General features: G+C 64.6%; 24 protein-coding genes. 10 read left to right on the top strand and 14 right to left on the bottom strand.

What is annotated here, in order from left to right:
• Nucleotides 1-44: 44 nt before the first annotated feature.
• The 6 genes from WKW82_RS33240 to WKW82_RS33215 all read right to left on the bottom strand — a co-directional run bounded on the left by WKW82_RS33240 (nucleotide 45) and on the right by WKW82_RS33215 (nucleotide 6,239).
• A complete protein-coding gene (locus WKW82_RS33240; protein ID WP_340347208.1) occupies nucleotides 45-1,229 on the bottom strand; it encodes a hypothetical protein in 1,185 nt (394 codons plus the stop codon).
• Complete coding sequence (locus WKW82_RS33235) at nucleotides 1,226-1,474, bottom strand: hypothetical protein (RefSeq protein ID WP_340347206.1); 249 nt, start codon at nucleotides 1,472-1,474, stop codon at nucleotides 1,226-1,228. The genes WKW82_RS33240 and WKW82_RS33235 overlap by 4 nt, the downstream gene beginning before the upstream one ends.
• A 97-nt stretch (nucleotides 1,475-1,571) precedes the next feature.
• On the bottom strand, nucleotides 1,572-2,405 hold the full coding sequence (locus tag WKW82_RS33230) for a helix-turn-helix transcriptional regulator (RefSeq protein ID WP_340347204.1): 834 nt from the start codon (nucleotides 2,403-2,405) through the stop codon (nucleotides 1,572-1,574).
• 271 nt (nucleotides 2,406-2,676) lie between these two features.
• Nucleotides 2,677-4,026, bottom strand: coding sequence for a phospholipase D-like domain-containing protein (locus WKW82_RS33225; protein ID WP_340347202.1), 1,350 nt, complete (start codon nucleotides 4,024-4,026; stop codon nucleotides 2,677-2,679).
• A gap of 134 nt (nucleotides 4,027-4,160) precedes the next feature.
• Nucleotides 4,161-5,504, bottom strand: coding sequence for a cation:proton antiporter (locus tag WKW82_RS33220; RefSeq protein ID WP_340347200.1), 1,344 nt, complete (start codon nucleotides 5,502-5,504; stop codon nucleotides 4,161-4,163).
• 168 nt (nucleotides 5,505-5,672) lie between these two features.
• Nucleotides 5,673-6,239 (bottom strand): hypothetical protein, encoded by a 567-nt coding sequence (locus WKW82_RS33215; RefSeq protein WP_340347199.1) that lies wholly within the window; start codon nucleotides 6,237-6,239, stop codon nucleotides 5,673-5,675.
• Between the two features lie 181 nt (nucleotides 6,240-6,420).
• On the opposite strand from WKW82_RS33215, the gene WKW82_RS33210 reads away from it, so the two are divergent.
• Complete coding sequence (locus WKW82_RS33210; RefSeq protein ID WP_340347198.1) at nucleotides 6,421-9,459, top strand: winged helix-turn-helix domain-containing protein; 3,039 nt, start codon at nucleotides 6,421-6,423, stop codon at nucleotides 9,457-9,459.
• A gap of 15 nt (nucleotides 9,460-9,474) precedes the next feature.
• Entirely contained in the window at nucleotides 9,475-10,044 is a 570-nt protein-coding gene (locus WKW82_RS33205) for a nitroreductase family protein (protein WP_340347196.1), read from the top strand.
• Between the two features lie 160 nt (nucleotides 10,045-10,204).
• Here WKW82_RS33205 and WKW82_RS33200 read toward each other — a convergent pair whose 3' ends face one another.
• A complete protein-coding gene (locus WKW82_RS33200) occupies nucleotides 10,205-10,996 on the bottom strand; it encodes an IclR family transcriptional regulator (protein WP_340347195.1) in 792 nt (263 codons plus the stop codon).
• Nucleotides 10,997-11,169: 173 nt separating this feature from the next.
• Between WKW82_RS33200 and WKW82_RS33195 the strand changes: the two genes are divergently transcribed.
• From WKW82_RS33195 to WKW82_RS33175, 5 genes are read left to right on the top strand one after another with little or no spacing between them, the layout of a single operon-like run.
• Nucleotides 11,170-12,168, top strand: coding sequence for a Bug family tripartite tricarboxylate transporter substrate binding protein (locus WKW82_RS33195; RefSeq protein ID WP_340347193.1), 999 nt, complete (start codon nucleotides 11,170-11,172; stop codon nucleotides 12,166-12,168).
• 24 nt (nucleotides 12,169-12,192) lie between these two features.
• Nucleotides 12,193-12,996, top strand: a complete 804-nt coding sequence (locus tag WKW82_RS33190; RefSeq protein ID WP_340347192.1) for an enoyl-CoA hydratase/isomerase family protein — start codon at nucleotides 12,193-12,195, stop codon at nucleotides 12,994-12,996.
• Nucleotides 12,997-13,028: 32 nt separating this feature from the next.
• A complete protein-coding gene (locus WKW82_RS33185) occupies nucleotides 13,029-15,116 on the top strand; it encodes an acetate--CoA ligase family protein (protein ID WP_340347298.1) in 2,088 nt (695 codons plus the stop codon).
• A gap of 13 nt (nucleotides 15,117-15,129) precedes the next feature.
• Complete coding sequence (locus WKW82_RS33180) at nucleotides 15,130-15,978, top strand: alpha/beta fold hydrolase (RefSeq protein WP_340347191.1); 849 nt, start codon at nucleotides 15,130-15,132, stop codon at nucleotides 15,976-15,978.
• Nucleotide 15,979: 1 nt separating this feature from the next.
• Complete coding sequence (locus WKW82_RS33175; RefSeq protein ID WP_340347190.1) at nucleotides 15,980-17,311, top strand: MmgE/PrpD family protein; 1,332 nt, start codon at nucleotides 15,980-15,982, stop codon at nucleotides 17,309-17,311.
• Nucleotides 17,312-17,594: 283 nt separating this feature from the next.
• Here the strand turns inward: WKW82_RS33175 and WKW82_RS33170 are convergent, their stop codons facing one another.
• The 6 genes from WKW82_RS33170 to WKW82_RS33145 all read right to left on the bottom strand — a co-directional run bounded on the left by WKW82_RS33170 (nucleotide 17,595) and on the right by WKW82_RS33145 (nucleotide 22,367).
• The gene (locus tag WKW82_RS33170) at nucleotides 17,595-18,581 is read right to left on the bottom strand and encodes a tripartite tricarboxylate transporter substrate binding protein (RefSeq protein ID WP_340347189.1); all 987 of its coding nucleotides are present in this window, start codon (nucleotides 18,579-18,581) and stop codon (nucleotides 17,595-17,597) included.
• Nucleotides 18,582-18,657: 76 nt separating this feature from the next.
• Complete coding sequence (locus WKW82_RS33165) at nucleotides 18,658-19,200, bottom strand: hypothetical protein (RefSeq protein ID WP_340347188.1); 543 nt, start codon at nucleotides 19,198-19,200, stop codon at nucleotides 18,658-18,660.
• A gap of 14 nt (nucleotides 19,201-19,214) precedes the next feature.
• Entirely contained in the window at nucleotides 19,215-19,742 is a 528-nt protein-coding gene (locus WKW82_RS33160; protein ID WP_340347187.1) for a carboxymuconolactone decarboxylase family protein, read from the bottom strand.
• Complete coding sequence (locus WKW82_RS33155; protein ID WP_340347186.1) at nucleotides 19,742-20,698, bottom strand: Bug family tripartite tricarboxylate transporter substrate binding protein; 957 nt, start codon at nucleotides 20,696-20,698, stop codon at nucleotides 19,742-19,744. The genes WKW82_RS33160 and WKW82_RS33155 overlap by 1 nt, the downstream gene beginning before the upstream one ends.
• A 32-nt stretch (nucleotides 20,699-20,730) precedes the next feature.
• On the bottom strand, nucleotides 20,731-21,531 hold the full coding sequence (locus WKW82_RS33150) for an SDR family NAD(P)-dependent oxidoreductase (RefSeq protein WP_340347184.1): 801 nt from the start codon (nucleotides 21,529-21,531) through the stop codon (nucleotides 20,731-20,733).
• On the bottom strand, nucleotides 21,528-22,367 hold the full coding sequence (locus WKW82_RS33145) for an amidohydrolase family protein (protein ID WP_340347182.1): 840 nt from the start codon (nucleotides 22,365-22,367) through the stop codon (nucleotides 21,528-21,530). Before WKW82_RS33145 ends, WKW82_RS33150 begins: the two co-directional genes overlap by 4 nt.
• A 70-nt stretch (nucleotides 22,368-22,437) precedes the next feature.
• On the opposite strand from WKW82_RS33145, the gene WKW82_RS33140 reads away from it, so the two are divergent.
• From WKW82_RS33140 to WKW82_RS33130, 3 genes are all read left to right on the top strand, one after another.
• Complete coding sequence (locus WKW82_RS33140; protein ID WP_340347181.1) at nucleotides 22,438-23,331, top strand: LysR substrate-binding domain-containing protein; 894 nt, start codon at nucleotides 22,438-22,440, stop codon at nucleotides 23,329-23,331.
• Between the two features lie 182 nt (nucleotides 23,332-23,513).
• On the top strand, nucleotides 23,514-24,272 hold the full coding sequence (locus WKW82_RS33135) for an alpha/beta fold hydrolase (protein ID WP_340347180.1): 759 nt from the start codon (nucleotides 23,514-23,516) through the stop codon (nucleotides 24,270-24,272).
• An 81-nt stretch (nucleotides 24,273-24,353) separates the two neighbouring features.
• Nucleotides 24,354-25,334 (top strand): Bug family tripartite tricarboxylate transporter substrate binding protein, encoded by a 981-nt coding sequence (locus tag WKW82_RS33130; protein ID WP_340347179.1) that lies wholly within the window; start codon nucleotides 24,354-24,356, stop codon nucleotides 25,332-25,334.
• A 366-nt stretch (nucleotides 25,335-25,700) separates the two neighbouring features.
• On the opposite strand, the gene WKW82_RS33125 is transcribed toward WKW82_RS33130, so the two are convergent.
• Nucleotides 25,701-26,411, bottom strand: a complete 711-nt coding sequence (locus WKW82_RS33125) for a Bug family tripartite tricarboxylate transporter substrate binding protein (protein ID WP_340347178.1) — start codon at nucleotides 26,409-26,411, stop codon at nucleotides 25,701-25,703.
• Nucleotides 26,412-26,529: the final 118 nt, after the last annotated feature.

Below are 26,529 nucleotides of genomic sequence, written 5' to 3'. Positions count from 1 at the left end.
CAGCAGCATCGCAGCGATGTCCGGCAGGGATCCGGACGGGTGCATCAAGCCCTCTTGGCGTTCAAGGCGGGTTGACGACGCCTTGGAAGCGCCCATGCCGCCGCGCCGGCAATCCACCGCAGCGGCGCGATCAGGAGCGTCAAGCCTCGCAGCGCGGGAAGGATGAGCAGCATCACCACAAGTGAGACGACCCACCAGCCAAGCAAGATCGCTTGCCAGGCCACGAATCCGAGGAACTTTCCGATTGCGCCGAACCCACCGCTGAGGAGGCTGGGGTGTCGCGCGACGAGGTAGGCGGATGCCAACCTGGCGTCGAATGCCGCCACCCGCGCGCCGACCTGCTCGCCCATCAGGACGCCGTGCCCCATCAACGTCGTGCGGCGACTGACGACCGCGGCGTCTTCTACTGCCTTGCCCGCCACCGCGCCCTTGCCAAGAAACGCCACCGCCCTGGTCACACCAAGGACCGGAACAAGGTCGACCCCCGCCCAAGCGAAGTCGGCCAAGAGCATGTCTTCGCCTCTGCGGTATTTGGATTCCAGCTCGGTGACACTACCCGTGAAGAGCTTCTTGAGGCTTTCGAGCACACGGTCCGTCTGCACGCGCTGCAATTGGTTCTTCTCGTCGAAGACGAACTGCCCCAGGAAGTGATAGCCGTCCACGCGGATGGTCTCGATCGCGGCAATGCCTCGAAACCGAGGCCGGTCGACCAGTCTCTGCGCATCTTCTGGCGTCGACGCCTTCTTTCCGAACAGCTTGGTGAGCGTTTCCCAGGTCATCAACAACTTCCACTTGGCCCAAAGCGTTGCGATGTCGTTGACCATGAAGTAGTCGACGACCGGTACGACGCCCTCGCCGTACCCGCGCAGGACTTCCTGGAACGGCCGCTCCGCGCCGAAGGCCTCGAGCACCCTGCGCGCACTGTCTCGATGCTTCAGCAACGCAAGCTCCAGCTTGAGTGTCAATTCGCGATCGCCGGCTGAATCCGCGAAGAGTCGCATCAACGCCGGTGATTCCCGGCTTGCGTCGTAGGGGGCATTGGATGAACTGCGCGCCATCACGATGTCGGCCAAATTCTCTTCATAGCTGCCGGTACCGGTCCACGCGGTGACACCTGCGGCCAAGGCCAGGGCCACGCATCCCAGCGCGCACCAGCGCACGATGCGCGAAGCGGGTTGCGCCTCGCCTGAAACACGGCCACTGCGCGAAACGGTCGGGTTGACGTTCATTGCTTCTTGAGGTTCTTGATGAAGTAGAAGATTCGGACAAAGACTGTCAGGCCTATCGCCGGATTGATCGCATCTTTCAGCGGCGCGTGGTCCACGAACACCAGCAGCATGAGGCAGATCGTGAACTGGACGACAAAGGACCAGCACCAGGATGAGAGTTGCCCGCGCGGAAGGGCGGCCAAGACTGCTTGGGCGACATGCTGGCTCGCTGCCAGCCCGCAAACGATCACGAAGATTTGAAGCATCCAGGCTCCTGGGGTGGGGATGCCTGCCAGCTTAGATTTGCACCGCGACGAAATACGTCGCGCATGCGTGTCCGACGGACCGGTGTCGAATGCCGGCTCAATCCGCATAGCGCTTCGAGGCCGCAGCCAGCAACTTGCCAATCTCGGTGCGCAACTCCGAGGGCGCGAGCACCTCGATGTCACCGCTCTTCGAAAGAATCCACCACCTGAGCTTCCAGCTGTAGGGAAGCGTTGCCCTCAACACGTAGCCTCCCTCGGCGGGCTCGAGCTGCTGATCGGCGTCGAGCCTGGCGTCCGCCATCACGGCGCCAAGTTGCCGCGAGATCCAGGCCCTGAAGCGAATACGTCGCCCGTCTCCGAACTGCAAGCCTCCTTCGTCGATATACGCCTGCAAGGAGAATCCCGAAGGAGACTTCGCTGGCACATGGAGCCGACGCGCCGCGCGGACGCGATGCATGGCATACAGTCGCGGCGCCACATGTCGAAATGCGGTGGCGACCAGGTACGTCGCAGGGCCGCATAGCACCAGCCCCAGCGGGTGGAGTGCCTGGACTTTCGGGGCGTCAGCCTCGGGCCGGAGATAGTCGACTTCCACCTGCTCGCTCGCCAGCAGGGCCTCCTGGACGACACGCAGCGCAGCCGCATCGATGGGGGCCGGAATGACCGTCAAGCCGGTGTTGACGACGGCAACCTTGCCGGGCCAATCGCCGATGGGGTTGCTCGCTTTCTGCACGGCCAGCTTGGCAGCTGCCAGTTCGAAAGCCGGCTTCAGTTGAAGCCTGACCGCGTCCGGAAGGATGGGCTGCAGGTAGCGCTCGAGGAGATGCAAGGACAGCGCATCCGTGATCGACAAGCCGAGCAGTCCGAAAGCGCCACCCTTCATCCAGTGCCAATCGTAGGGTGCCGAGAGGCCATGGGTGATCGGGAACATGCTGGCAAGCGCTTCAAGATCGCGCTCGATCGTCCGTTTGGTGACTTCATACCCAGCACCGACGAGCTGCGCCTTTAGATCGGCCGCACTTTTGCCCGGTGCGCTCGACGGGATGCATTTCAGGAGTTCCCACTGCCGGGCGATGGCGTTGCGAGGCGAATCAGCCGGCATCGAAGAATTTGAGGTATTGCTGTGTCATTCCCCGAGGCTAACAAGGCAGCTACCAGATGACGATTCCTGTCCCGCTTGCTGGGCAAGCCCTTCGCCCCGGTCAAAGCAACTCGTTGAACACATGAAAGAACCCGTCCTTGCAGCGATGCCCAAAGCCACGCCGGGCCCACTGCGCCGCATCGAGTTCGACGGCGTGCTGCATGTCGAGCCGAAACAACTCCTCCAACCGGAGCGCCATCGCGGCATCCTTGATACCCAGCGTGATCTCGTCGTTGGTCTCCAGCGACCGGTCATCGAAGTTGCTCGAGCCAATCGCGCACCACACGCCGTCCACCGTCATCACCTTCTGGTGAAGCAGGCAGTCCTGGTACTCGAAGATGCGGACGCCCCCTTCCAGCAGCAGGTGGAAGTTGTGATGGGCGGCATGCTGGACCATCGGCATGTCCGACGCTTCCGCTGACGGCACCATCACCCGCACGTCCACCCCGCGGCGTGCCGTTGCGCACAGCGCCTTGATCGCCTCGTCGTCCGGCAGGAAATAGGGGTTCTGGATCCAGAGGCGTTGGCGCGCCATGCAGATCACGAGGTGATGCAGGATCTTCACGGCCGGCGGCGAGCCCTCGGCCTTGACGCTCGCCACGTGAACGGCCACGTCGCCGGCGCGCTCCAGTCGCGGAAAGTACGCCTCGCCCAGGAACAGCTCGCCGGAGTCTTCCACCCAGTTCTCGGCGAAGACGGATTGCACGGCGTGCACAGCAGGCCCCTCCAGCCGCACGCCCAGGTCGCGGACGTCGTCGCATTTTTCCGGGGACTGGCACATCCAGCCGTCCACGATGCAATGACCACCGACGAATGCAATCCGACCATCGAGCACGACCAGCTTGCGGTGGTCGCGGTCATTGAAGACACCGATGTTGCGGATATGGCGAGGGTGATGAAAGTAGAAGCGGCAACCGGCTTCCCGCAAGCGGCGCGGCGTCTCGTCGCTCATGGCCTTGCCACCGTCTGCGTCCACCAGCACGCGGACCGCCACCCCCGCCCGGCTGCGCTCGATCAGCGCATCGGCAAGACGGGTGCCGAGCCGGCCTTCCTTCCAGAGGAATGTCTCGAAGTGCACGGAGTGTCGGGCCTCGCCGATGGCTTTGAACATGGCCTCGAAGAAGGCGTTGTCGACCAGCAGCTCGACAGAATTTCCATCGTGGACTGAAGCTTGTGTGAGGCCGGCGATCGAGGGGAGCAGCTCACCGATCGGAGCGTCACATTGGATCTCCAGCTTGGGATCGCGGTGCCGGCGGATCGACCAGATCACGAAGCCGAGGATCACGATCAGGACCAGCAGCACCAGGGCGAGCGCGGTCGGCCACGAGGCGTATTTCAGGACATTGCCAGGCACGGGCGCCCTCCAGAGTTGGGTGGGTAATGTTAGTGGCAGAGTTACATTTTTCGACAATTTCCGTGCAGACCCACCCGGTTTGCAGCGCCCGAACTGAACTCAAGCCGCGGGCACGGCCTGTGCGACGGTCGCAGAGTGCTCCGCGCTGGCGGGCAAACCGGTGTGCACTCGCCGTGCCTTGGCGCCGCCAATCACTCCACCGCCGAAGGCTTCTTCACCCCCCGCTTCGCAGCGGCATGGTAGATGCGCATCAGCGGCGTTGCGGATGCGCCATGGAGCAGGACCGAGGCGGCAACGGCCAGAAGCACCGCATGGGCAATGTCGAGGTTCGAAGCCACGGACTCGCTGTGGTTCGTGGCATAGGCAAGGTAGTAGACCGACCCCACGCCCCGGATGCCGAACCACGCGGCAAGGCGCCGCTGCGAGGTACTCCATCGGCTGCGCCATGTCGTGGCGTAGACCGCCAATGGCCGTGCGACAGCCAACAGGAAAACCGCGAGCAGCACGTTGCGCCAGGTCAGCATGCTGGTCGTCAGCAGGCATCCGATCACCAGCATGGCGGCAAGCTCGACGAACTTCTCCAGTTCCCTGGCAAAGCCGAGCACCCCGCGTGTCATGGCATCGACTGTTTTCACTTGCGTCGCGGTCTTCTCCCTGCTGTCGGTAGCGGATCCCGCGACGATGGCCGCCGACGGCATGGCGCCGAGCACTTGTTCGGCCTCGGCCTTCACGGCGCGCTCGACATTGCGCATGCTCAGTCCCGCGACGAACACGGCCAGGAAGCCATAGACGCCGGCGCGCAACGCGATACCGTAGGTCAGCGCGATGAGCCCGAGCGCAAGAAAGCTCTCCATGTCGAGCGCTTGCTGCTTCGCACTTTGCAGGAACAGGGTCAGGCGTGTGAATGCAGCGCCGCACATCCAGCCCAATGCGAGGCCGCCCGTGACGGCCCACAGCACGTCGACGCCGAACCAGCGCCAGCCACCGGCACCAAGTTCGTGGCTCCCCATGAGCCCCAGCGCCAGGATGACGAACGGGAACGCCGTGCCGTCATTGAGGCCGCCCTCCGCGGTCAGGCCAAAGCGCAGTTCGTCCGTGTCCTTCTCGTGCCTGACCTGGACGTCCGATGCCAGGACAGGATCGGTCGGGGCGAGGATCGCGGCCACCAGCAAGGCACCCGGCAGGGACCACTGCAATGCCATGCCGAAGCCCGTCATCAACACGATGGTGATGAGCATGGTCACCGAGGCCAGCAGCACGGGCAATCGCCAGCTTGCAAACTCCGTCCTGATCTGCAGCCGCAGCCCCACCGCGAACAACGACACCAACACCGCCACCTCGCTGATCGCTTCCACCAGGCCTGCGTCGTGCGTCAGGCTGATCTGCAGCCAGCCCAGGCACGCAGGGCCCACGAGGCATCCAATGGCCATGTAGAGCGCCGCGGCGCTGATCGGCAGTGTCTTCACGAGCGTTCCCGAAAGCGCCATCAGCATGAGCAAGGCGCCGATCAGCAAGGCCCAGGTCGCAAGTGTCATGGGGAAGGTCGAAAAGGGAGCTGGCGGAAGCGGCGCGCCGAGCCCCGCGAACGTGGATGAATGGACGATGCGCCCTGTCGAACCATGTCGATGAGGAAGTCCGCCCGGCGCACGGTGGGCGAATTCCTACCCCGGTGCCCGGCCACGTCGTGGCGCATCGTTGCGCGACTACATACTTGTTTTCCTCTTGAGGACCACGACCTTCTCCGACCCGCCTTGCGTCGCCAGGTTCGCGACGCGCGGCCAGGTAACGATGCCGGTCGCCACGTCCAATGCCACCGCCGTGTGAGACGTGTACGTCCCTTCCTGTGTTTCAGGGCCACGCAGTGCCGCCGCGCGACGCAGCACGTTGACGGGGATGTAGGGATTGACGCGAAGCGCCTGGCGCACCGCGTTGATCAATGGCATGGTCATGCTCTTCGCGGTCATGGTGATGGCATCGGTGCCCACGCAAAGGCTGGCCCCGCCAAACACCCAGGCGGTCCACGGGCCCGGCAACACAGGACAAGCCTGGCGCAGGATCTCCGTCGTGTAGCGACGCACATTCGCGCGTTGCAGGCCCAGTTCTCCAGCGAAGTGCGCAACGACCCCGCGCTGGTGACGTGGCCCATACAACACCAGCCCGACACAACTGCCGAAGCTGCTCGAAGTCAGCACGCCCGCGCCATCGGCCATGACCCAGGTGCAAGTGCCTTCGAAATAGGGAGCATCCAGGCCAACATGTCTTTCGAGCATGGTTATCTTTCAGGATGATGGGCGTCTGAATCTAGGAGCTTTTGGGTCAGGTGACCAGCCCTTGGCCGGGTGCCGCCATTGGACGACGTACCTTCCCGTCGCTATGCTGGCGCAGGCTCGAGGCGTGCCGACTGCGCCCAGGCACACGTCCGAGAAGCCGGCAACACAGGGCTCGGAGGTCATGAACATGAAGGCGGCCGGCTTGCAGCGTCGGCTGATGGCCATCCTGGCCGCCGACGCGGCAGGTTACTCGCGCCTGATGGGCATCGACGAGCGCCGGACGCTCGCTGCGCTGGATGCTGCGCGCGGTTTTTTTCGCGATGCGACCCGTGCCCACGGGGGACGCGTGGTCGATACGGCGGGCGACTCCGTGCTGGCCGTCTTCGGCACGGCTGCCGGCGCGGTGGAAGCCGCGCTTGCGGTGCAGCGTCAAGTCGCTTCCGCATGCGCCGGTTCGAGCGAAGACAGCCGCTTGCTGTTTCGCATCGGCATCCACCTCTGCGACCTGCTTGAAAAGCCCGACGGCACGGTCTACGGCAATGGCGTCAATGTCGCCGCGCGGCTCCAGGCCCTGGCGCTGCCCGGCGAGATCGCGGTGTCCGCGGCGGCGCAGGGAGCGATCGGCCACCGGCTCGACATTCATTTCGAAGACCTGGGCCGGCACGCCGTCAAGAACATCGCCGAGCCGATCCACGCCTTCGCGCTGCGTCCCGGCAGGCCCCGCTTGAGGCTCGCGGACTTCAGCTTCGATCCGGACAGTGGAGCGCTTCGCGGTGCCGATGGCCGCGTGATCCCGATGAGCAGCGATGCGGGCGCAGTGCTGAGATTGCTTGCCGCAAGGCCGGGGCGCCCCGTGACCAAGAAGGAACTGCTCCAAGCGCTCTGGCCGGACCGAAGCGTCGCGGACGATGCCTTGGCGCGTGCGGTCGGCGACGCACGCGATGTGCTCGGCGCCGCGGGCTTCGACGTGCTCAAGACCCTCCCCGGCCAGGGCTACATGCTGTTCGCAGGCGCCGAGAGTGCGCCTGCCGGCCCGATGGCGGCGCCCGCGCGCTTGCCGGCGCCGCCCGCCCATCTGTTCGGCCGTGAGTCCGACCTTGCAGCGGTCGATGCCTTGCTCTCGCAGCATCGCCTGGTCACGGTCGTCGGTGCAGGCGGAGTCGGGAAGACGGCCGTCGCGCTGGCGACCGCGCATGCGCAGCACACCGCCTTTCGCGACGGCGTGGCGTGGGTCGAACTCGCCCCGCTGGATGATGCGGCCAACCTGCCTTCGACCATTGCTACGGCCCTTGGACTGCCTTTCGGCGGCGGCACGGACGCCCTCCCCGGCCTGCTGTCCGCACTCGCGCCGCTGCAATGCGTGATCGTGCTGGACAACGCCGAGCACCTCATCGATGCCGTGGCGCACCTGGCCGTGGCGATCGTGAGAGCGGCCCGGCAAGTGCGCCTCCTCGCCACCAGCCAGGCACCGTTGAAGGTCGAGTCGGAGCGGGTGTATCGGCTTGGTGGCCTGGCACTGCCTTCTCCGGCCGACACCCCGTCCGACACACGACGCGCGCCGGCGATCGCGATGTTCATCGATCACGCCAGGGCAGCGGATGCACGCCTCGAGATTGCCGATGCCGACCTCAGGGCGATCGCAAGCATCTGCGCACGGCTCGACGCCATGCCGCTGGCCATTCGATTGGCCGCCTCGCGCATGACGATGTTCGGACTCAAGGGACTGGAAGCCCGTCTGGCCCAGCGCTTTTCGATGCTCGCGGGCAACCATCGCGAAACGCCGGCGCGCCAGCAGACCTTGCATGCAGCGCTCGACTGGAGCGTCGGGCTCTTGTCAGCGAGCGAGGCACGCATCTTTCGCATGCTTGGCATCTTCGTCGGCGGGTTCACGCTTGAAACGGCCCAGGCGATTTGCGCGGACACGCCGGGCAGCGAGTGGCTGGTGCTCGACACGGTGCAAGCCCTCACCGAACGCTCGCTGCTTCAATGCGACGCAGGCGACCCGCCGCGCTGGCGCTTGCCCGAGAGCGCCCGCGAATATGCGCTTGAAATGCTCGACGCCGCGGGCGAACGCAGCAAGGTCGCGCATGCCCACGCCCTTGCCCTCGCGACTGCATTCGAGCGCGCCGAACCGATGCAGGCCGCGCTGGGCGATGCCGACTGGCTCGCCACGTGGGCGCCCGACCTGGACAACTTGCGCGCGGCCCTCGACTGGTCGACCGCGCACGACGCATCGCTTGCAGTACGACTGGTCGGGTCAGCGCTGGCGCTCTTCAGCATGCTCGCGCTCTCGCAGGAATTGCGGCGTCGTGCGCGGGTCCTCGAAGCAGCGAGCGAGCAGGTTGACCGACGCGCGGCCGGACGCTACTGGTTCGCACGGGCGCACCTGCAGATGAACTTCGGCGATGACGTGATGCATGAATGCGCGGCACGCGCCGAGTCGATCTTCCGCGGGTTGAAGGACGACGCCTGGCTCTACCAGGCGCTGTGCCTGCGCGCGATGGCGTCCTCGGATTCATTGGATGCGGTGGATGCGTTGATCCACGAAATCGATGCCATCGAGCGGCACGACTGGCCTGCGCGCTGGCGGCTGCCCCGGTTCCTGCTCGGATTCAGCGTCGCCATGAAGCGTCGCCACCACGCCGACGCGCTGGCTGCCGCCGAGCGAGGGCTACAACTCGCAAGGTCTTGCGGTGCGATGGCGTGGGCCGGTCATTTCATGAACCAGATCGCGGTTGCGCAGATCGGCTTGGGGCGCTACAGCGACGCCTTGCGCACTTGTGCAGAAGGCCTTTCCGAAGCCGACATCCAGAGTCCCGGCGCGATCGTCGTGCTGACCGGCACGATGGCCAATTGCCTGCTGAAACTCGGCAGGAATGCCGAAGCACGACAGGCACTCATGCGCCTGTTTGAGCTGTGTCGTTCGATCGAATGGCGCAGCTTCGAATTCTTCAGTCACATCTACTACGCGCTGGCCTTCAATGAGCGGCGCTTCGAGGCGGCGGCGCGCCTCCTCGGGTACGCCACCGCCGCGCAGAACCGCAGTTGGCGAGGTTTCGATCTGGCGGCCTACCGCAGCCGACACTGCGCGCAGCTTGCGACGTGGCTGGAGGGGGACGCCATCGAAGTCCTGATCGACCAGGGCACAGGGCTTGCGCCGGAGGAAGTGTGTGCGCTGACGCTGCAGGAGGTTGGCGCCTGCGTGGGTGATGAGTCATAGCCTTTGGAGGTGGACATGGATGCTCTCGAAGCCATTCACGCGCGGCGCTCGATCCGCGCCTACAAGGACTTGCCCCTGCGTCGCGAGTTGATCGAGGAATTGCTGTGGGCGGCAGTCCAGGCCCCGACGCCTCCGGTCAGCGGGCAAGCGCCCTGGAAGCTGTGCGTGCTCGAAGGTGCCGAGCGATTGGCCGGCTACGGGCAGCGGGCCAAGGAGTACGCCCGCACGCACCAACCTGCGGGACAGCACTGGGAGTGGTCGGAGCGACCCGAGTTCGAAGTGTTCTGGGGCGCTCCTGCGCTGGTCCTGATCTGCGCGCAGATGGGCAATCCGGAGACGCCGTACGACTGTTGTCGGGCGGGACAGAACCTGCTCGTGGCGGCGCAGGCGCTGGATGTCGGCTCATGCTGGGTTGGCGCGCCGATTCCCTGGCTGCGGAGCCCGGGCGTGGGCCAGGAGCTTGGCATTCCGGATGGCTATGAACCGGAGGTCGCCATCGTGCTTGGGCATCCGGCGCAGGTTCCTCCCGGGCAGCCGCGGCCGAGGCCGGAGATCACGTGGCTCGCGCCGAGGTCTCTTCCTTGAGGCGGGGCGCCAACGAGGGTGGCGTAGCTTCGCGAAGGGAAAGTCCAGACTGGTTGCGGCTCTTCGATCCTTCTAGTGGAACGGCCGCGGTAGCTGGGCACCGACTTTGCATCTGGCCGATGTACGAGCACTCTTCCGCAAACCATGGTCTGGCGAGCTTTCAGGCACTGGTTGCAACCCTCGCCTTTTCGCGGAGCGCCAACAGCGGCCCGCTCAGTTCCCTCTCGACCTCCTGGATGCTGGTAGCGGTGGTCACACTGGCGTTGAGGATGTAAACCTGACCCGCGGGCAGCAAAAGTGGCGTTGCGACGGCAATCACTTCCGCCTGCCAGGAAGCCACGCAGTAGCCTCTCTGTTCAACGCTGTGCGACGCAGCCTCGATCTCTTTCTTCAGTCGATTCCAGTCCCCCATTCGCCGCGCCCGAAACTGGGCGAACAGGGCGTGTCGTTCGGCTTCCGGCGCAACTGCCAGCCAGGCCCTTCCGAGCGACGTGAGTTCCATGGGCACGCGCTGGCCCGCCACCACGTTCCTGAGTGCGACGCGGCGGTTGTAGCGAACAGATTCGAGGTAGACCATCTCGTCCCGATCCGACACCGCCAGGCCGACGTTGATTCGCATCTTCTCGGCGAGCGCCCGCATCAGCGGGGCGACTGCGTTCAAGACCGGCGAACCCGCGCGCATGGCGTGCGCGAGGCTCAACACAGGTGCTGCAAGCCGGTAAGCCCGCTGGCTGCGGTCGTGCTCGAGCAGTCCTGTTTCGACGAGCGTCTGCGCGAGCCTGCTGACAGTCGCGCGCGACAGGCCCGTCCGCTCGGAAATCTCGCCGTTGCCGAGCAAGTCGGCGCCCGGTCGAAAAGCCCTCAGGATCTCGACCCCCCGTACCAATGATCTGTTGAGCAGTGGCTCTTCGTGATGCTTGCGTCGGGCCTGGTTGTCTGAAGTGGGCGGCATAGGGGAAGGGCTGGAACAGTCGGGACTGCACCGTAGCACTGATTTCCATCAGTTGGAAATAGGGGGATGCGCGCCAAGAACTGTTTGCCTAAGCTCGACCTGTCGATGAGAAGAAGCCGCTGTCGCCATCGAAATCACTTCGCAACTCTTCCCGTAACCCGGAGACAAAATCCATGCAAAGCCTCTTGCCCCTTGCCCGCGCAAGGTTCGCTACCTTTCTGGCCTGTGCCTGCGCAGCCACCTTGCTCATCGCCGCGCCCGCAAGTGCTGCCTTTCCCGACAAGCCCGTCAAGATCGTGGTGCCCTTCGCGCCCGGCGGCGGCACCGATCTCGTGGCGCGCACCATGGGCATCAGCATGTCCCAGGAACTGGGCCAGCCGGTGATCATCGACAACAAGCCAGGCGCAGGAACCATCATCGGAACCGACGCAGTCGCAAAGAGTGCGCCCGACGGCTACACGCTGGTGATGGCGACTGTCGCGCACGTCGTCAACCCGAGCCTCCAGTCCAAGCTGCCTTACAACTACGAGAAGGGCTTTGCGCCGGTGATCCTCGTGGGTGTTTCGCCCAACGTGCTCGTCGTGCGCGCTGACAGCCCCTTCAAATCGGTGGGCGACGTCATTGCCGCCGCCAAGGCCAACCCCGGCAAGGTTTCATTCGCTTCGCAAGGGGCCGGCACTTCCGCGCATCTTGCCGGCGAACTCTTCAAGAACCTGACGAAGACCAACATGACGCACATCCCGTATCGCGGTGCAGGTCCGGCGATCACGGACTTGCTGGGTGGACAGGTGGATGTGATGTTCGCCACGGCAGCGGCAGTCGGCAACTTCATCGAGAACGGAAAGTTGCGCGCTCTTGCCGTGACAACGGCAACGCGCTCCCCGTCGCATGCACTTGCCAAGGTCCCGACGATCGCCGAGAGCGGTGTCCCCGGCTATGTGGCCGACAGTTGGTATGGGCTTTACGCGCCCGCTGGAACGCCCGCCGATGTGATCGCAAAGCTGAACGCCGCAGCGAAGAAGTCCATCCAGACAGACGCTTTCAGGAAGCGCGTGGAGGGCGAAGGCCTCGTGATCAACGGCGGCTCGCCTGAGGACTTCGACAAGTATGCAAAGGGCGAGGAGGCGCGCTGGCGCAAGGTGGTCAAGGAAAACAACATCACGACCGACTGAACGAACAGAACGAACAGGACCCCCATGAACTCCCAACTGATTCAACTCGAAGTTGTCGACGGTATCGCCACGCTGTGGTTGAACCGTCCCGAAAAGCGCAATGCCATGAGCGACGACATGCGCTCCGAATTCATCGCAGCGCTCGAGCATGTGACGTACGACAAGAGCATCCGCGCACTGGTGCTCACCGGTCGCGGCAAGGGCTTCTGCGCAGGCGGCGACGTGGCTGGCATGGAGCGGCGCATGCAGGCGCCGGCCGGAGAGGTCGGCTTCAACGGGTGGAGTCGCCAGCAGCGTGTGCACCACACGCAGTCGCTGCTGCACACCATGCCCAAGCCCACCATTGCCGCCGTCAACGGTGCGGCATCCGGCCTCGGGGCCGACACGGCGCTGGCGTGTGATTTCATCATCGCTTCGGATGCCGCCAGCTTCACCTGGTCGTACATCAACCGCGGAATCATTCCCGACGGTGGCGGCATGTACTTTCTTCCGCGCCGCGTGGGCCTGCCCAAGGCCAAGGAACTGATCTTCAGTGGTCGCAAGGTCGAGGTGGACGAAGCCCTGCGCCTGGGAATCGCCGATCGAAAGTCGGACGCCGACAGCCTCGTCGCGGATGCACAGCGTTGGGCGGCGGAAATGAGCAGGGGCTCTGCCACCGCGCTCGCGCTGGGCAAGACCATCCTCAACCAGAGCTTCGAGCTTTCAGCGCACCAGGTGTTCGCCCAGGGAAGCCAGGCGCAAGGCATCTGCTACACGAGCACCGAGCATCGCGAGTCGGTGATGGCGTTCCTGGCCAAGAGCAACACGAAGAAGGAGTCAGCGCAATGAACAACATGATCGACATCCATGCAGTGACGGAGATGAACGCCATTGCCAGGCTCATCCAACCCCGCAGCGTCGCCGTGATCGGTGCCTCTGCCGATGCTGCCAAGACGGCGGGCCGCCCGATTGCCTACCTGCAGAAGCACGGGTTCACGGGGGACATCTACCCTGTCAATCCGCGTGTCGCCACCATCAACGGATTGAAGTGCTACCCGGACATCGCCTCCCTCCCCGGCAACCCCGATGTGGGCATCGTGCTGCTCGGCGCCGAACGCGCCCATCAAGCGGTACGCGACCTCGCGGCACGTGGGACAGCCGCTGCGATCGTTCTTGCGAGTGGCTACACCGAGACCGGGGAGCAAGGCGCGCGTCGCCAGCAACAGCTCATCGAGGCAGCCGGCGACATGCGCATCCTCGGCCCCAACACGATCGGCCTGGTCAACCTGACCGACAACATCGTGCTGTCGGCCAGCGGTGCGCTGGAGATGGACCACTTTCCAGTGGGCGGCATCGGCGTGGTGTCGCAGAGCGGCGGCATCCTGGGCTCGCTGCTCTCGCGTGCTGCGGCGCGCGGTATCGGGCTGTCCAAGCTGATCTCGACCAGCAATGAGGTCGACCTGGAGTTGTCCGATTTCATCGACCACCTGGTCGATGACGAAGCGACCAAAGTGATCGCGCTCTACATCGAAACTGTCCGCAACCCTGAGAAGTTCCGTGCGGCTGCGCTGAAGGCAGCACATGCGGGCAAGCCGGTGGTTGCTTTCAAGATCGGGCGGTCCGAAGCAGGCGCGAAGGCGGCCGTGTCGCACACGGGTGCCATGGCCGGCGCCGACAGCATGTACGACGCCTTGTTCCGGCAGGTGGGAGTGATTCGCGCGCAGAGCTTTGGCGACCTGCTCGACATCCCCGTGGCGCTGGCCACGGGCCGCAAGCTTCGCGGCACGCGCGTGGCCATCCTCACGTCCACCGGCGGCGCCGGCACCCTGGTGTCGGACGACCTGGGCATGCAAGGATTCGAGACGCCCGCGCCCGATGCCGCAACGGCTGAAGCACTGCGCGCACTGCAGACGGGCGACCACGCCGTGCTGGACCGCAACCCCATCGACGTGACCCTGGCCGGCCTGCAGCCAGACCTGTTGCGAGGTGCCATCAATGTTCTGCTCAAGAGCCCGAGCTATGACGCGCTCGCGATCATCGTGGGTTCGTCCAGCCTGGCCATGCCAGAACTGATGGCCAGCGCGATCGAAGACTGCCTGCCCAACTCCGACAAGCCGGTGATCGCCTACGTGAGCCCGCACGCCCCCCAAGTCGGTGCGCTGCTGACGCAGCACGGGGTGCCCGCCTTCGCCGACGCGGAAAGCTGTACAGCGGCGTTGAACGCGATGCTTCGGGTCGGCCGCTGGCAAGCACCCGCAACCACCAGCGCGGCGCAAGAGGTCGTGACCATCGATGACCTGCCCACCGGTTCGCTGGACGAAGCCCAGGCCAAGCAACTGTTCACCCGCTTCGGCGTGCCCTGCGCGCGCGAGGTGGAAGTGACGACATCGGCACAAGCGGAAGCTGCAGCGCGCGAACTGGGCGGCCGCGTCGTCCTGAAGATCCTCTCGGCCGAGATCACGCACAAGAGCGACGTGGGCGGGGTCGCCGTCAATCTCACTGCTGAAACCGTGGGTGCACGCCTGCAGGCAATGGCCTCCGAAGTCGAGACCAAGGCCGGCGTGCGACCAGATCGCTTCCTCGTGCAGGAAATGGTGGGCGGTGGAACGGAGCTGATCCTCGGTGTTCACCATGACGTGCTGGGCACGGCGATCCTGCTGGGCATGGGCGGCGTGACCGCCGAGCTCTTCAAGGACACCACGATGCGTCTGCTGCCTTCGCAAGGGGGCTTGAGCCGCGAAGAAGCGCTCGGCATGGCGAAGGACCTGAAGACCTGGCCGCTGCTCGACGGATTCCGGGGTCGGCCGAAAGCGGACGTCGAAGCACTGGCAAGCACCATCGTGGCTTTCTCGCAGATGGCAGCGCAGTTGGGGGATCGCCTCGTCGAGGCCGAGATCAACCCGGTCTTCGTGCTGCCCGATGGGCAAGGCGTGCGCGCAGCCGACGGCGTCGTCGTCCTGGCTGCATAGCGGGGCGACGGCGATGGACAACGTCGCGAAACTCAAGCGCCTCGCGCAGCGGCACACGGTGGATACCCGCCGTGGCGAGCGAATCGTGTGGCGCCGCTTCGGCGACGGGCCACCCCTGATGCTGCTGCACGGTGGGCACGGGAGCTGGCTGCACTGGGCGCGCAACATCCAAGCGTTGTCCCGAGCGCATGCGGTGTGGGTTCCCGACATGCCGGGATATGGTGATTCGGCAACGCCTGCCGAGCCAACGCTGGCGTCGATCGTGTGCGCCCTCGAGGACACGTTGGGGCAACTCGTTGGAAGCGACACCTCGGTCCACCTGGTCGGTTTCTCGTTTGGAGGCCTGGTGGCCGCCAACCTTGCGCGTAACCGTGCGAAGGTGTCCTCGCTGCCGCTCTTGGGACCCGCCGGGCATGGAGGCAATCGGCGGCCACGGGCGGAGCTGAAAAGCTGGCGCGCTGCCCACGAACAGCACGACCACGCTGCGCTTGGCGCAGCCATGCGCCACAACCTGTGGACCCACATGCTTCACGACGCAGCGAGTGTGGACGACACGGCGCTGCACATTCATACCCAAGCCTGCTTGCGCGCACGCTTTCGCAGCAAACCCATCTCGCGTGCCGGTGATCTTCCGGGCTTGCTCGCAGGCTACAGCGGCCCGTTGCTGCTGGCCTGGGGCGAGCACGATGTGACCGCGGAGCCGTCCCGGGCGGTGCAAGTGCTGGCGCATGGACGCAGGGATTGCCGAACCTGCATCGTTCCCGGCGCCGGCCACTGGGTGCAATACGAAGCAGCTGCGGAGACAAATGCCTTGCTGCTGCATTGGCTGGAATCAGCCGAACAACGCCATCAGGAAAATTGAGATGCACGCCACAGAAATATTTGCCCGCTACGCAGCCGACTTCCAATCGAAGCCGTTGCCTGCGGAAGTCATCCACCACGCAAAGCGCGCGGTCATCGACTGGTATGCCTCGCTGTTCCCCGGCCTCGACGCGGCGCCTGTGCGGCAACTCGAAGAGACCGTGGCCGACGATCTGGACCACGGACGTGCCTTCCTGGCGCGCGGGCGCCTGGCCACGGCGCGCGCCGCTGCGCTCATGAACGGAACGGCCGCGCATGCAGCCGAAGTGGATGACAGCTTTCGCGACGCCATGTACCACCCCGGCGCTGCCACCATTGCCGCGGCCTTGGCAGCGGGACAGGATGTCGGGGCCAGCGGCATGCAGTTTCTGCGTGGCGTGGTGCTTGGCTACGAGGTCTCCACGCGCATCGGCGTCGTCATGGGTCGCCCGCACTACAAGTTCTGGCACAGCACCGGCACGGTGGGCAGCTTCGGCGCCGCCGCCGCCGCGGGGGGACTGATGGCGCTCGACGAAGCCGCCTTCGCTCATGCGCTTGCAACAGCTGCCACCTTCACGGCGGGGCTGCAGCAGGCCTTCCGGATGGATTCCATGTCCAAGCCGCTGCATGCCGGGCGCGCTGCCGAGGCTGGCGTCCTTGCGGCCCAATTGGCGAGAAGAGGCGTCACAGGATCGCTCGACGTACTCGACGGCGAAGCGGGCCTGGGCCGCGCCATGAGCAACGGGCCGGACTGGTCGCAGGTCGGCGCGACGCTCGGGCAGGACTTTCACATCACCCGCCTGACTTTCAAGAACCACATTGGCTGCGGGCACACCTTCGCGGCCATCGACGGCGCGTTGGAACTGAAGGAACGGCACCGCATCGAGGCGGACGACATTGCACATGTGCACGTCGCGACCTACCGCCCGGCACTCGACATCGCTTGCTATACGAGGCCCACCACCGCCAACGAAGCGCGCTTCAGCCTGACCTACGTGGTCGCCACGGCGCTGGCCCACGGCAGCGTGCGCCTGGCCGCCTACGAGCCGACGCGGCTGGAGGACCCGGTGACCCGGTCACTGATGGAACGCATCAGCGTCGCTGTGGACCCTGATCTCGATGCCGCATTCCCGGGCCAGCGCGCCGCGCGCGTCGTGATCGAGCTGCGCGACGGCCGCCGTCTCGAACACTTGCAGCCCAACCGCAAGGGCGATCCGGAGCAGGCGTTGACGGATCGCGAACTTGAAGGCAAGTACATGGAGTTGGTGTCGCCGGTGATCGGCCAGGAGCGCGCCAAGGCACTTCTGGCGAAGATCTGGGCGCTGGACCAAAGCGCCACGCTGCCGGTCGCTTGAGAGTCACCAGGACCGGCGTACGCTCGGGCCACCCCCGCGGGGGTTGAGTCGAGATTGCAAAGCCGCATCGACTCAAGAGAGCCCCCAGGGCCGGGCTGCGCCCAGCCCGCCCCCCACGAGGGTTGAGTCGAGGTGGCAAAGCACATCGACGCAAGAGCCGCCATCTGGACGCAGCGCGCTTCGCGCGTCTGCGAATGATTGCAAGGGCGGCATTGGTCAATGCATGGCCCGCACAATGGGGCCGAGGCACTGGCGACGGGCATGGTCGCCAAGCGGCAGCCCGTCAATCCGTGGTGATGCGGCCTTCGGTCACGACTTTGCGCCAGCGCTGCTCTTCGGATCGCATGAATTGCGTCATTTCCTGCGGCGTGTTGACGGCCACCGTCAGTCCCTCATGCTTCAGCCGGGCGCGATAGTCGGGCGCCTCCGCGGCCTTGCGTATGGCAGCGTTCAGGCGGGCCAGGACTGCAGCTGGCGTGCCACCCGGTGCAAAGACGCCGTACCAGACCTCTGCTTCGTAGCCGGGAAGCGTCTCGGAGACTGCGGGGACGTCCTTGTACGCCGGTGATCGCGTCTTGGATGTCACGGCAATCGCTCGCATCTTTCCCGTCTCGACGAACTTGCTCACGCCGCCGGCAGTCCCGAAAAGCATATCCACCTGGCCTCCCAGCAAATCGGTGTATGCCGGCCCGGCGCCTCGATAGGGCACGTGCGTCACATCAATCTTCGCCATGCTCTTGAGAAGTTCCGCCGCGAGATGCACCGCCGATCCGTTGCCCGAGGATGCGTAGTTCAACTTGCCCGGCTTTTCCCTGGCGGCCTTGATGATGTCCTGAAGCGTCCTGTAAGGGCTGTCTGCGCGCACCACCACGACGTTGGGGCCGTGGCATATCAGCGCGACCTCAGCGAACCCCTTTTGTGTGTCATACGGGAGGTTCTTGACCAGCGAAGCATTGATGGCGATCGCCGAGGTGGTCATGAGGAGGGTGTGGCCGTCCGGGGGTGACTTGGACACGAGATCCGAGCCGATCACGGTGCCCCCGCCTGCCTTGTTGTCGATGATGATGGGCTGCCCCAGTTCCTTGGACATGGCTTGCGCCAGCGCGCGGCCGACGACGTCGGTGCCACCGCCCGGCGCGTATGGGACGACGATCCGAATGGGACGCGACGGATATTGATCTGCTGCAAACGACAGGCGGCAGGCGGCGATTGCGCAGCCCGCCCCGGCAAGACGAAGCAGCGAGCGACGAGGGATGTTGATGCTTTTCATGCGGTTTTCCAATGGTTGTGAGTTGCCAGCGAGAAACGCCGGCGATCGATCCGGATGCGGGCGTTGGGCGGGTGGCTCAGCGCGACCCGAACGGCGCCTTGTCGAACATGGTTCGCCGCGTGTTTCGGAACGCTGGCCGTACACGCGAACTCCAGGGCGTCGCGCGCACGGCGAGCCAGGCCGGACTGCCCAGGATGTCGGCGCTCACGAGGTCGTAGCAGGCGTAATACTTTGGAGAGCCCGTAGCGTCGACATACCGGGCTGCGCGCACAGTGCCTGGCACGGATGCGAGCCCCGGGAGATGCTCTTGTGCGTACCACGCATTGAGGTCTTCCTCGAACTCGGGAAGAACGTCGGTCTCCACCACGTAGTGGTTCATGGCGATGTGGCCCGCGGAGGCGCCGGCAAGCTCCTGCACGCAACTCAGTCGAAGCCAGTCCTCTTGAAATCCGGCGATGGCGCCCGATGGCAGCATGCTTCCTGATGCGTACAGGTAGCGCATCGCGCCATCCAAGGCTCGCCACGCTCGGACTGCCGACGCTTGTGACTGGATCGGATCGGCGACGCCACCCAATGCCTCAGCCGTTTCGTGGTGCTTGAGAAGCCATAGGTCTTGCATCACTGGCTCCGCGTTCAATGGGCGACGTTGAGCGCGACCAGGAGCCGCGACACCATGTTGTATGCCGCGATGGTGGCCACCACTTCGACCACACCCTTGGCATCGAACTGCGCCTGCATCTGAGCCATGAGTTCGTCAGGCACGACGACCTGACGCGTCATGGCGTCGGTCAGTTCAAGCACAAGCCGTTCAAGCGGCGCAAAGATGTCCGATAGCAGCCCCTGCCTCACGGCCTCGATCTTTTCGTCGCTGACCCCCGCCTTCTGGGCATGGGGCACGTGCGCGTCGTATTCGAAGCTGGCACCGTTGAGTACCGCGACGCGAAGAATCATCAACTCGCGCAGGTCGGCAGGCACACCGGTCTGGTTGCGAACAGCCGTGAGCATGCGCTCCCAGCCAGACGCGATCGGTCCGCTGTTGAGCAACACCTGGTACAGCAGCGACACGCGCCCGCGCTCGGCCATGATTCGCGCTTCGACTTCTGCCAGCTCTGCCCGGGTACCGGGTTGGACGAGGGGCACGCGGATGTTTGCTGTGGTCATCAATCGGCCTTGATGTTCTTGGCGCGGATCAGCTTGGCCCACTTCTCGGTGTCGCGCTTCTGGATCGCGGCCAACTCCTGGGGCGTGGAAGGCGCGGGCTCGGTGCCGGCCTTGAGCAGCTTGTCGCGCACGGCCGGAGTGGCGAGGGTGTTGCGCAGCGCCTTGTTCAGCGCCTCGATCACCTCCGGTGGCGTCTTCGCGGGCGCATAGAGCGCATACCAGTTGTTGGTGTCCACGCCCTTGATACCCTGCTCCTCCAGGGTCTTGACGTCCGGCAACGACGGGTGGCGCTTGCTGGACGCAACGCCAAGTGCCTTGAGGCGCCCGCCCTGAAGATGGCCGAGCAAGCCGGGCACGTCGCCGAAGAAGCCGCTGATCTGTCCACCCATCAGGTCGGTGATGGCGGGGGCAGCCCCTTTGTAGGGCACATGCAAGAGCTTGGCGCCACTCGAATCCGAAAGCTGTTCGATCGCCAGGTGCGGAATGCTTCCTGTCCCGGACGAACCCATCGCCGTGGGCTCGGTGCGTTTCCTGGTTGCCGACACGAACTCGGCGGCGTCCTTGGCTGGGTTGCTTTGCTGGGTGACCAGCAACTCGACGTTGTTGACGACGAGCGAGACGGGTGCGAAGTCGCGCTGCATGTCGTACGGAAGCTTGTCGTAAAGCGATGAGTTGATCGCCGCGGCGCCAACGCTGGTGAACCAGAGCGTGCTGCCATCCGGCGCCGACTTCATGACGTCAACCGCACCTATCGCCCCATTGGCGCCCGGTTTGTTGTCGATGATGACGGTGCGCCCTAGCTCCTTGCCAAGCTGTTCGGACAGCGTCCGCGCCACGGAATCCACGGGTCCGCCCGAAGTGAAGGAAACGACGATTCGCGTGGTCTTTGGTTGTGCGTTGACTGCGGGCGCCAGCGCAAGCGCGAGCGCGGCGGTGAGCAAGAGGTGCTTGATCATTGATGTCTCCAACTTCTTGTAGTGATCGGCGTTCAGTCGCAGCGCGCGGTCATCCCGCCGTCGACCACCAATTCGGTCCCCGTGATGAAGCGGGCCTCGTCGCTCGCCAGGAACAACACAGCGCTCGCGGTATCCCGGCCATCGCCCATGAAGCCGAGCGGAATGCGCTTCTGGCGCTGCGCCAGCAATGCGTCCACGTCGCCGCCCGAGCGTTGCTTGGCAAGGCGCGTTTCAACCATTGGCGTATGCAATTGGCCTGGCACTACGCTGTTGACGCGCACCCCCTTGGCCGCATGCTGCACAGCAATCACCCGCGACATCTGGATCACGCCGGCTTTGGTGGCGGCATAGGCGACCTGGGCGCTGCCCGTCCAACGCATGCCGGACGTCGAAGAGATGTTGACGATGGAACCGGCTCCCTTCGCGAGCATCGTCGGCAGCACATGCTTGCACGTCAGGAACACGCTCTTGAGGTTGATGTCGATCTGGGAATCCCACGCCTCCTCGGCCAACTCCACCGGTCCACCGGCGGCAGAACCGCCCACGTTATTGATGAGGATGTCGATCGTGCCGTAGGCGTCCAGGCAGGCCGCGGCCATTGCGGCCACGCTTTCGCTGCTCGTCACGTCGCACACCCAGGGCGTGATGGATGCACGCGCGTCGCCCGCCAACTCGAGGGTTTCGTCAAGCCGTGCGCGATCCCGGTCGACCGCCAGCACCTTGGCGCCCTCTTCAGCCAGACGGACCGCAATGGCACGGCCATTGCCCCAGCCGGCGCCGACGCATCCGGCGCCGGTCACGATGGCCACTTTGTTGTTGAATCGAAGGCTCATGTTCTGTCTCCAAATTGATATAGACGTTCGGGGTTGCTGACGAGAAGCGCGTGGCGCGCGGCTTGCGTCGGTGCGATCTCGGCAATGAGGTCCACAAGCTGTTGCTCGTCGGGCAAGGGGCCTACGTGGTTGGGATGTGGCCAGTCGTTGCCCCAGACCACGCGATCACCGAATTCCGTGACGAGCGTGCGGGCAAAGGGCTGTGCGTCTGCGTAGGGCGGGCCGAGCCGGGTGATGCGGTCCATGCCGCTGACCTTGACCCAGAAGCGCTCCTCGGACATCAAGCGCAGCAGCGCCTGGAAGTCCGGCTGGGCGACGCCCCGCGACGCATCGATCCGGCCGATGTGGTCGATGACAACCGGCGTCGGGGATTGACGCAATGCAGGCGCAAGGTTGGTGAGAAGTGCCGGGTCGCCGTGAATCTGCAGATGCCAGCCCAACGGCGCAAAGCGGCTCGCCAATGACAGGACGTCCTCGATTGGCGTGTGCCGCCCCAGATGCCCCATGAAGTTGAACCTGACGCCGCGAAATCCTGCGGCGTTCAGCCGCTCCAACTCTACGCTGGGGGTATCTGTCGGGAGAAGTGCAATGGCGCGGTACGTTGATGGCCGTGATGCGACAGCGTCTTCGGTGGCACGGTTATCGAAGCCGTGACAGGCCGACTGCACCACGACGCAGCGTTCGAGTCCGAGCCGGTCGTTCAACGCGCAGAGGTCTTCCTTCGGCGCGTCTTCCTTGGGGACGAACGTGGCGTCCGAGGCATACGGAAAGCGCGTTCGCGGCCCGAAGACGTGGCAGTGGGCATTGCAGGCCCCAGGTGGGAGGGTTGATGTCATGGCGTCAGTTTCCCAACCGGGGGCTCAAAGGGTAAGGACATCACTCCTATATCAGCTATGCTGAACGGCTATGGAGCTTCGCCAACTTCTGTACTTCGTGACCGTGGTCGATTCGGGCAGTTTCAGTCGCGGGGCGGTGGCGCTGGATCTCGCGCAGCCGAGTCTCAGCAGGCAGATTGCGCTGCTCGAAGCCGATCTGGGGCAACGCCTGCTGGTGAGAACCGGGCGCGGCGTCAACACCACGGACGCGGGGGAAGCATTGCTCGTCCACGCGAGGGCGATGCTGGACATCTCACGCCGCGCCCGGGACGAATTGCGGGAGATGGACGAAAGTCCGGGCGGACGCATCGTCGTGGGCATGCCGCCCCGCGTCGCGTTGGGCCTGAGCACGCCGCTCATCCAGCGGTTCAGGGAAAAGTTCCCGCGGGCGGTGATCACCGTGCTCGAGGGCCTGAGCGTGGCCTTGCGAGAGTCTCTCATCGCAGGGCGGCTGGATCTGGCACTGCTCTTCGATCCGGCGCCGACACCCCAGCTTGCGTTCCAGCCCTTGATGCGGGAGAAGCTCTGGCTGGTGGCACCGCCCAAGAGCAAGCTTCCGGCGAAGGTCGGGTTGTCCGCGCTTGCCAACTACCCGATGGTGTTGCCGAGTGCGCCGAATGCGATTCGCCACTTGCTCGACTCCGTGCTGGGCCCGCGCCAGATACAGCTTCAGGTACTTGCCGAAGTCGGCGCGGTCCGTACCGTGCTCGGGTTGGTCGCTACCGGAGTGGGGTGCACGATCCTTCCGGAAAGCGCGTTGGGCACCGCCGGTGACGATCCTTTGCCATGTGCCCCGATCGGGCCGCCGAGTATCTGGAATGCCTTGGTTCTTGCGACGCCGATGGCGCGCCCCGCGACCCGACTTACCCGTGGCACAGCACAACTGCTCCAGGAACTCGACTTCAGGCATAGCTATCAGGCATAGCTGATATAGGGCTCAGGCAGTTACCGATCGAGCCTGCCCGGCTGAGACTCTCGGCCATGCCCAATCAAGAAACTTCGAACAGCGCCCGAGCGGGAGCGCGCCTGAACAAGCTGGTGTCGTATTGCGCGGCGAACGCCAGCGCGACCATCGAGATCGAATTCAACGACGAAGGAGCAGGCCCCGTGATCTGCATCCTGCCGTCGCTCGCACGATCCGGCCGGGACTACGACGTCGTTGCCGCGCTCCTTGTTGACGAAGGCTTTCGCGTGCTGCGCCCTGAACCGCGGGGCGTCGGCCGCAGCCGCGGGTCGATGGAGAACCTGGACCTCCATGATTTCGCTCGCGACGTGGCGGCCGTGCTCGACCACGAAGCAACAGGGCCGATCGTCGTCGTCGGACATGCATGGGGCAGCCAGCCGGCGCGCACCTTGGCGGCGGATCGTCCCGACCTCGTGTGCGGCATCGTCATGGCGGCGGCCTCAGCGGGCAAGCTTCCTCCAGGCTCGACGGAAAAGCCGTACAGCCGGTTGCGCGACGCCATCGACGGAGCCGGTGACCTGTCCCTGTCGAACGAGCAACGCACCGAGTGCCTCCGCAAGGCCTTCTTCGCGCCAGGGCACGACCCGAGCGTGTGGCTCGACGGCTGGTTTCCCGCGGCGCATGACGCACAGGGCCGAGCGCGCGCAGTGACGCCTGTGGACGACTATTTCTCAGGGGGCGCGAGCGTGCCGATCCTCGACCTGCAGGCCGAGCATGACGCCGTGGTCATTCCCAATGTGATGAAGCCCATGTTGGGCGACCGGGTAACGGTTCAAACCATCCGGGATGCAGGTCACGCGATGGCCCCGGAACAACCCCGGGCGATGAGCGATGCCATCGCTGCGTTTGCACGTTCTGCCTATTGCCTTCGCACCAAGGTCACGCCCGACCAGAAACGGTGATTCGATGCTGCCGAACGCCGTTCCCGGCCCGCGCTCAATCTGAAGCTGCCTACCAATCCAAATAAGTCCCGGAGACATTCAATGCTCAAGAAAATCCGCTCGTTGTCGAAGTTCGCGCTGCTGGGAATCGCCATTGCGAGCGCCCAGATCTGCAGCGCCGATGACTATCCCAACAAGCCCATCAAGATGGTGATCCCCTATACACCGGGGGGCTCGATCGACAACATCGGTCGCATGGTTGCGGACCAGTTGCAACGGCAGTTGGGACAGCCGATCATCATCGAGAACACCCCTGGCGCCTCGGGGGTGCTCGGCTCGCTGAATGTCAAGAAGGCCAAGGCCGACGGGTACACGCTTCTTTTCAATGCGTCGAGCCAGGTCTACTTGCCGCTTGTCCTGTCCAAGAAGAGCTACGACGCCGAGAAGGACTTCACGCCGATCGGGCAGATCGGCTATGTGCCGTTGGTCGTTGCCGTCAACAACGACATCCCGGCAAGGAATCTGGGTGAGTTTGCGACGCTGGTCAAGGCAAATCCCAACAAGTACACATGGGCGACCTCTGGCCTCGGAACGACGAGCCATCTGAGTGAAGAGATGCTCAATCGTGCGTTGAAGCTCAAGATGGAGATCGTTGCGTACAAGGGAGCGGTGCCGCAGTTGACCGATGTTGTTGGCGGGCATGTGTCCGCCGCCGCCTCGCCAATGCCCGGCGTCCGCTCGTTCGTGCAGGCCGGTCGCTTGCGGGCGCTGGCTGTCACGAGCAAGACGCGGGTGCCCAACATGCCTGATGTCCCGACCGTCTCAGAGAGCGGGGTTCCGGGTTTCGAACTGCTTTCCTGGTATGGCATCTGGGGGCCGGCCGATATGCCGGCCGCGGTCACCAACCGGCTGAACGCTGAAATTGCAAAGGCGGTCGAATCACCTGCGCTCAAAGCCAAGTTCGATGAGCTGTCATTCATCGCGAACAAGTCGAATCCCGAACAGTTTCGACAACTCATCCGAGAGGATCTGGTGAAGATTGGCAAGGCGGTCAAGGAAGCCAGTATCCAGATCGACTTCTAGAGGGCGCCGCCATAGAAGTCATGATCGATCAAGGCGCAAGGCTTGCCCCGGAGGAGGTCTGCGCGCTGACGCTGCAGGAGATCCGGCGTCTGCGTGAGCGGTGAATCACAACTTTCGGAGGCGGACATGGATGCACTTGAAGCCGTTCGCGCGCGGCGCTCAATTCGCCCATACAAGCAGTTTCCCCTGCGTCGCGACTTGATGGCATTCCGAAAGGCTATGACCCGGAGGTCGCCATCGTGCTTGGGCATCCGGCGCAGGTTCCTCCCGGGCAGCCGCGGCCGAGGCCGGAGATCATGTGGCTTGCCTCCGGGGGCTGATTCCTGAGGTTGGGCACGGCTCGTGAGATCAGCAGTCCCGCGCCTTCTAGTCGAGCTGAACGCCACTGCGCTTGACCGCCTCGCCCCAGTGGGCGTACTCGCTCCGAATGAAAGCGGTTGCTTCCGCCGGGCTCTTGCTGAACCTCGGGACGGCACCGATCTGCCGCATTCGCGCATCGACCTCAGGCGTCTGCATGACCTTGTTCATCGCCGTGAACGTGCTCGCCACCAACTGGCCGTTCGTGCCGGCAGGATAGACGAGCATCAGCCAAGTGACCGCGCTGAAGTCCTTGAAGCCTTGCTCCGCGATGGTCGGCACGTTGGGCATCGTGCTCAGCCGCGTGCTCGTGCCAACGCCCAGCGCCTTGAGTCGACCGGATTGGACAAAAGGCTGCACTGCCGCTGCCGTCTCCAAAGCCAGCGACACCTGCCCCGCAACCACGTCCGTCAGGCCGGGGCCGCTGCCCTTGTATGGCACATGCAGGATGTCGATGCCCGCACGGCGCTTGAAGTCTTCCATGGCGAGGTGCGAGACCGTGCCGTTGCCCGACGACGCATTCGTCAGCTTGCCCGGATTCTCCTTGGCGTAGCGCACCAGTTGCTCCAGGTTGCTAAAGGGCATCGAGGGATTGCACACCAGCACAAAGGGAAGGTCGCCGAGCAATCCCACCGCCTCGAAATCCTTCAATGAGTCGTAGGGCACGGACTTGTACATGTGCGGATTGGTCGCGACGGCGGACATGTGCGTCAGCATCATGACGCTTTGTGCTGGTCAAGTTTTTTCAGACACTGCGATAGGTTGTTTGATTGCCAATTGCTGCTCGAAGGCATTGGGCGGCAAGTTGCCCAGTTTGGAGTGCAGGCGCACGCTGTTG

Source organism: Variovorax rhizosphaerae (genome assembly GCF_037889975.1).
Taxonomy (GTDB): domain Bacteria; phylum Pseudomonadota; class Gammaproteobacteria; order Burkholderiales; family Burkholderiaceae_C; genus Variovorax; species Variovorax rhizosphaerae.
This window is presented reverse-complemented; position numbering and strand designations above follow the sequence as displayed.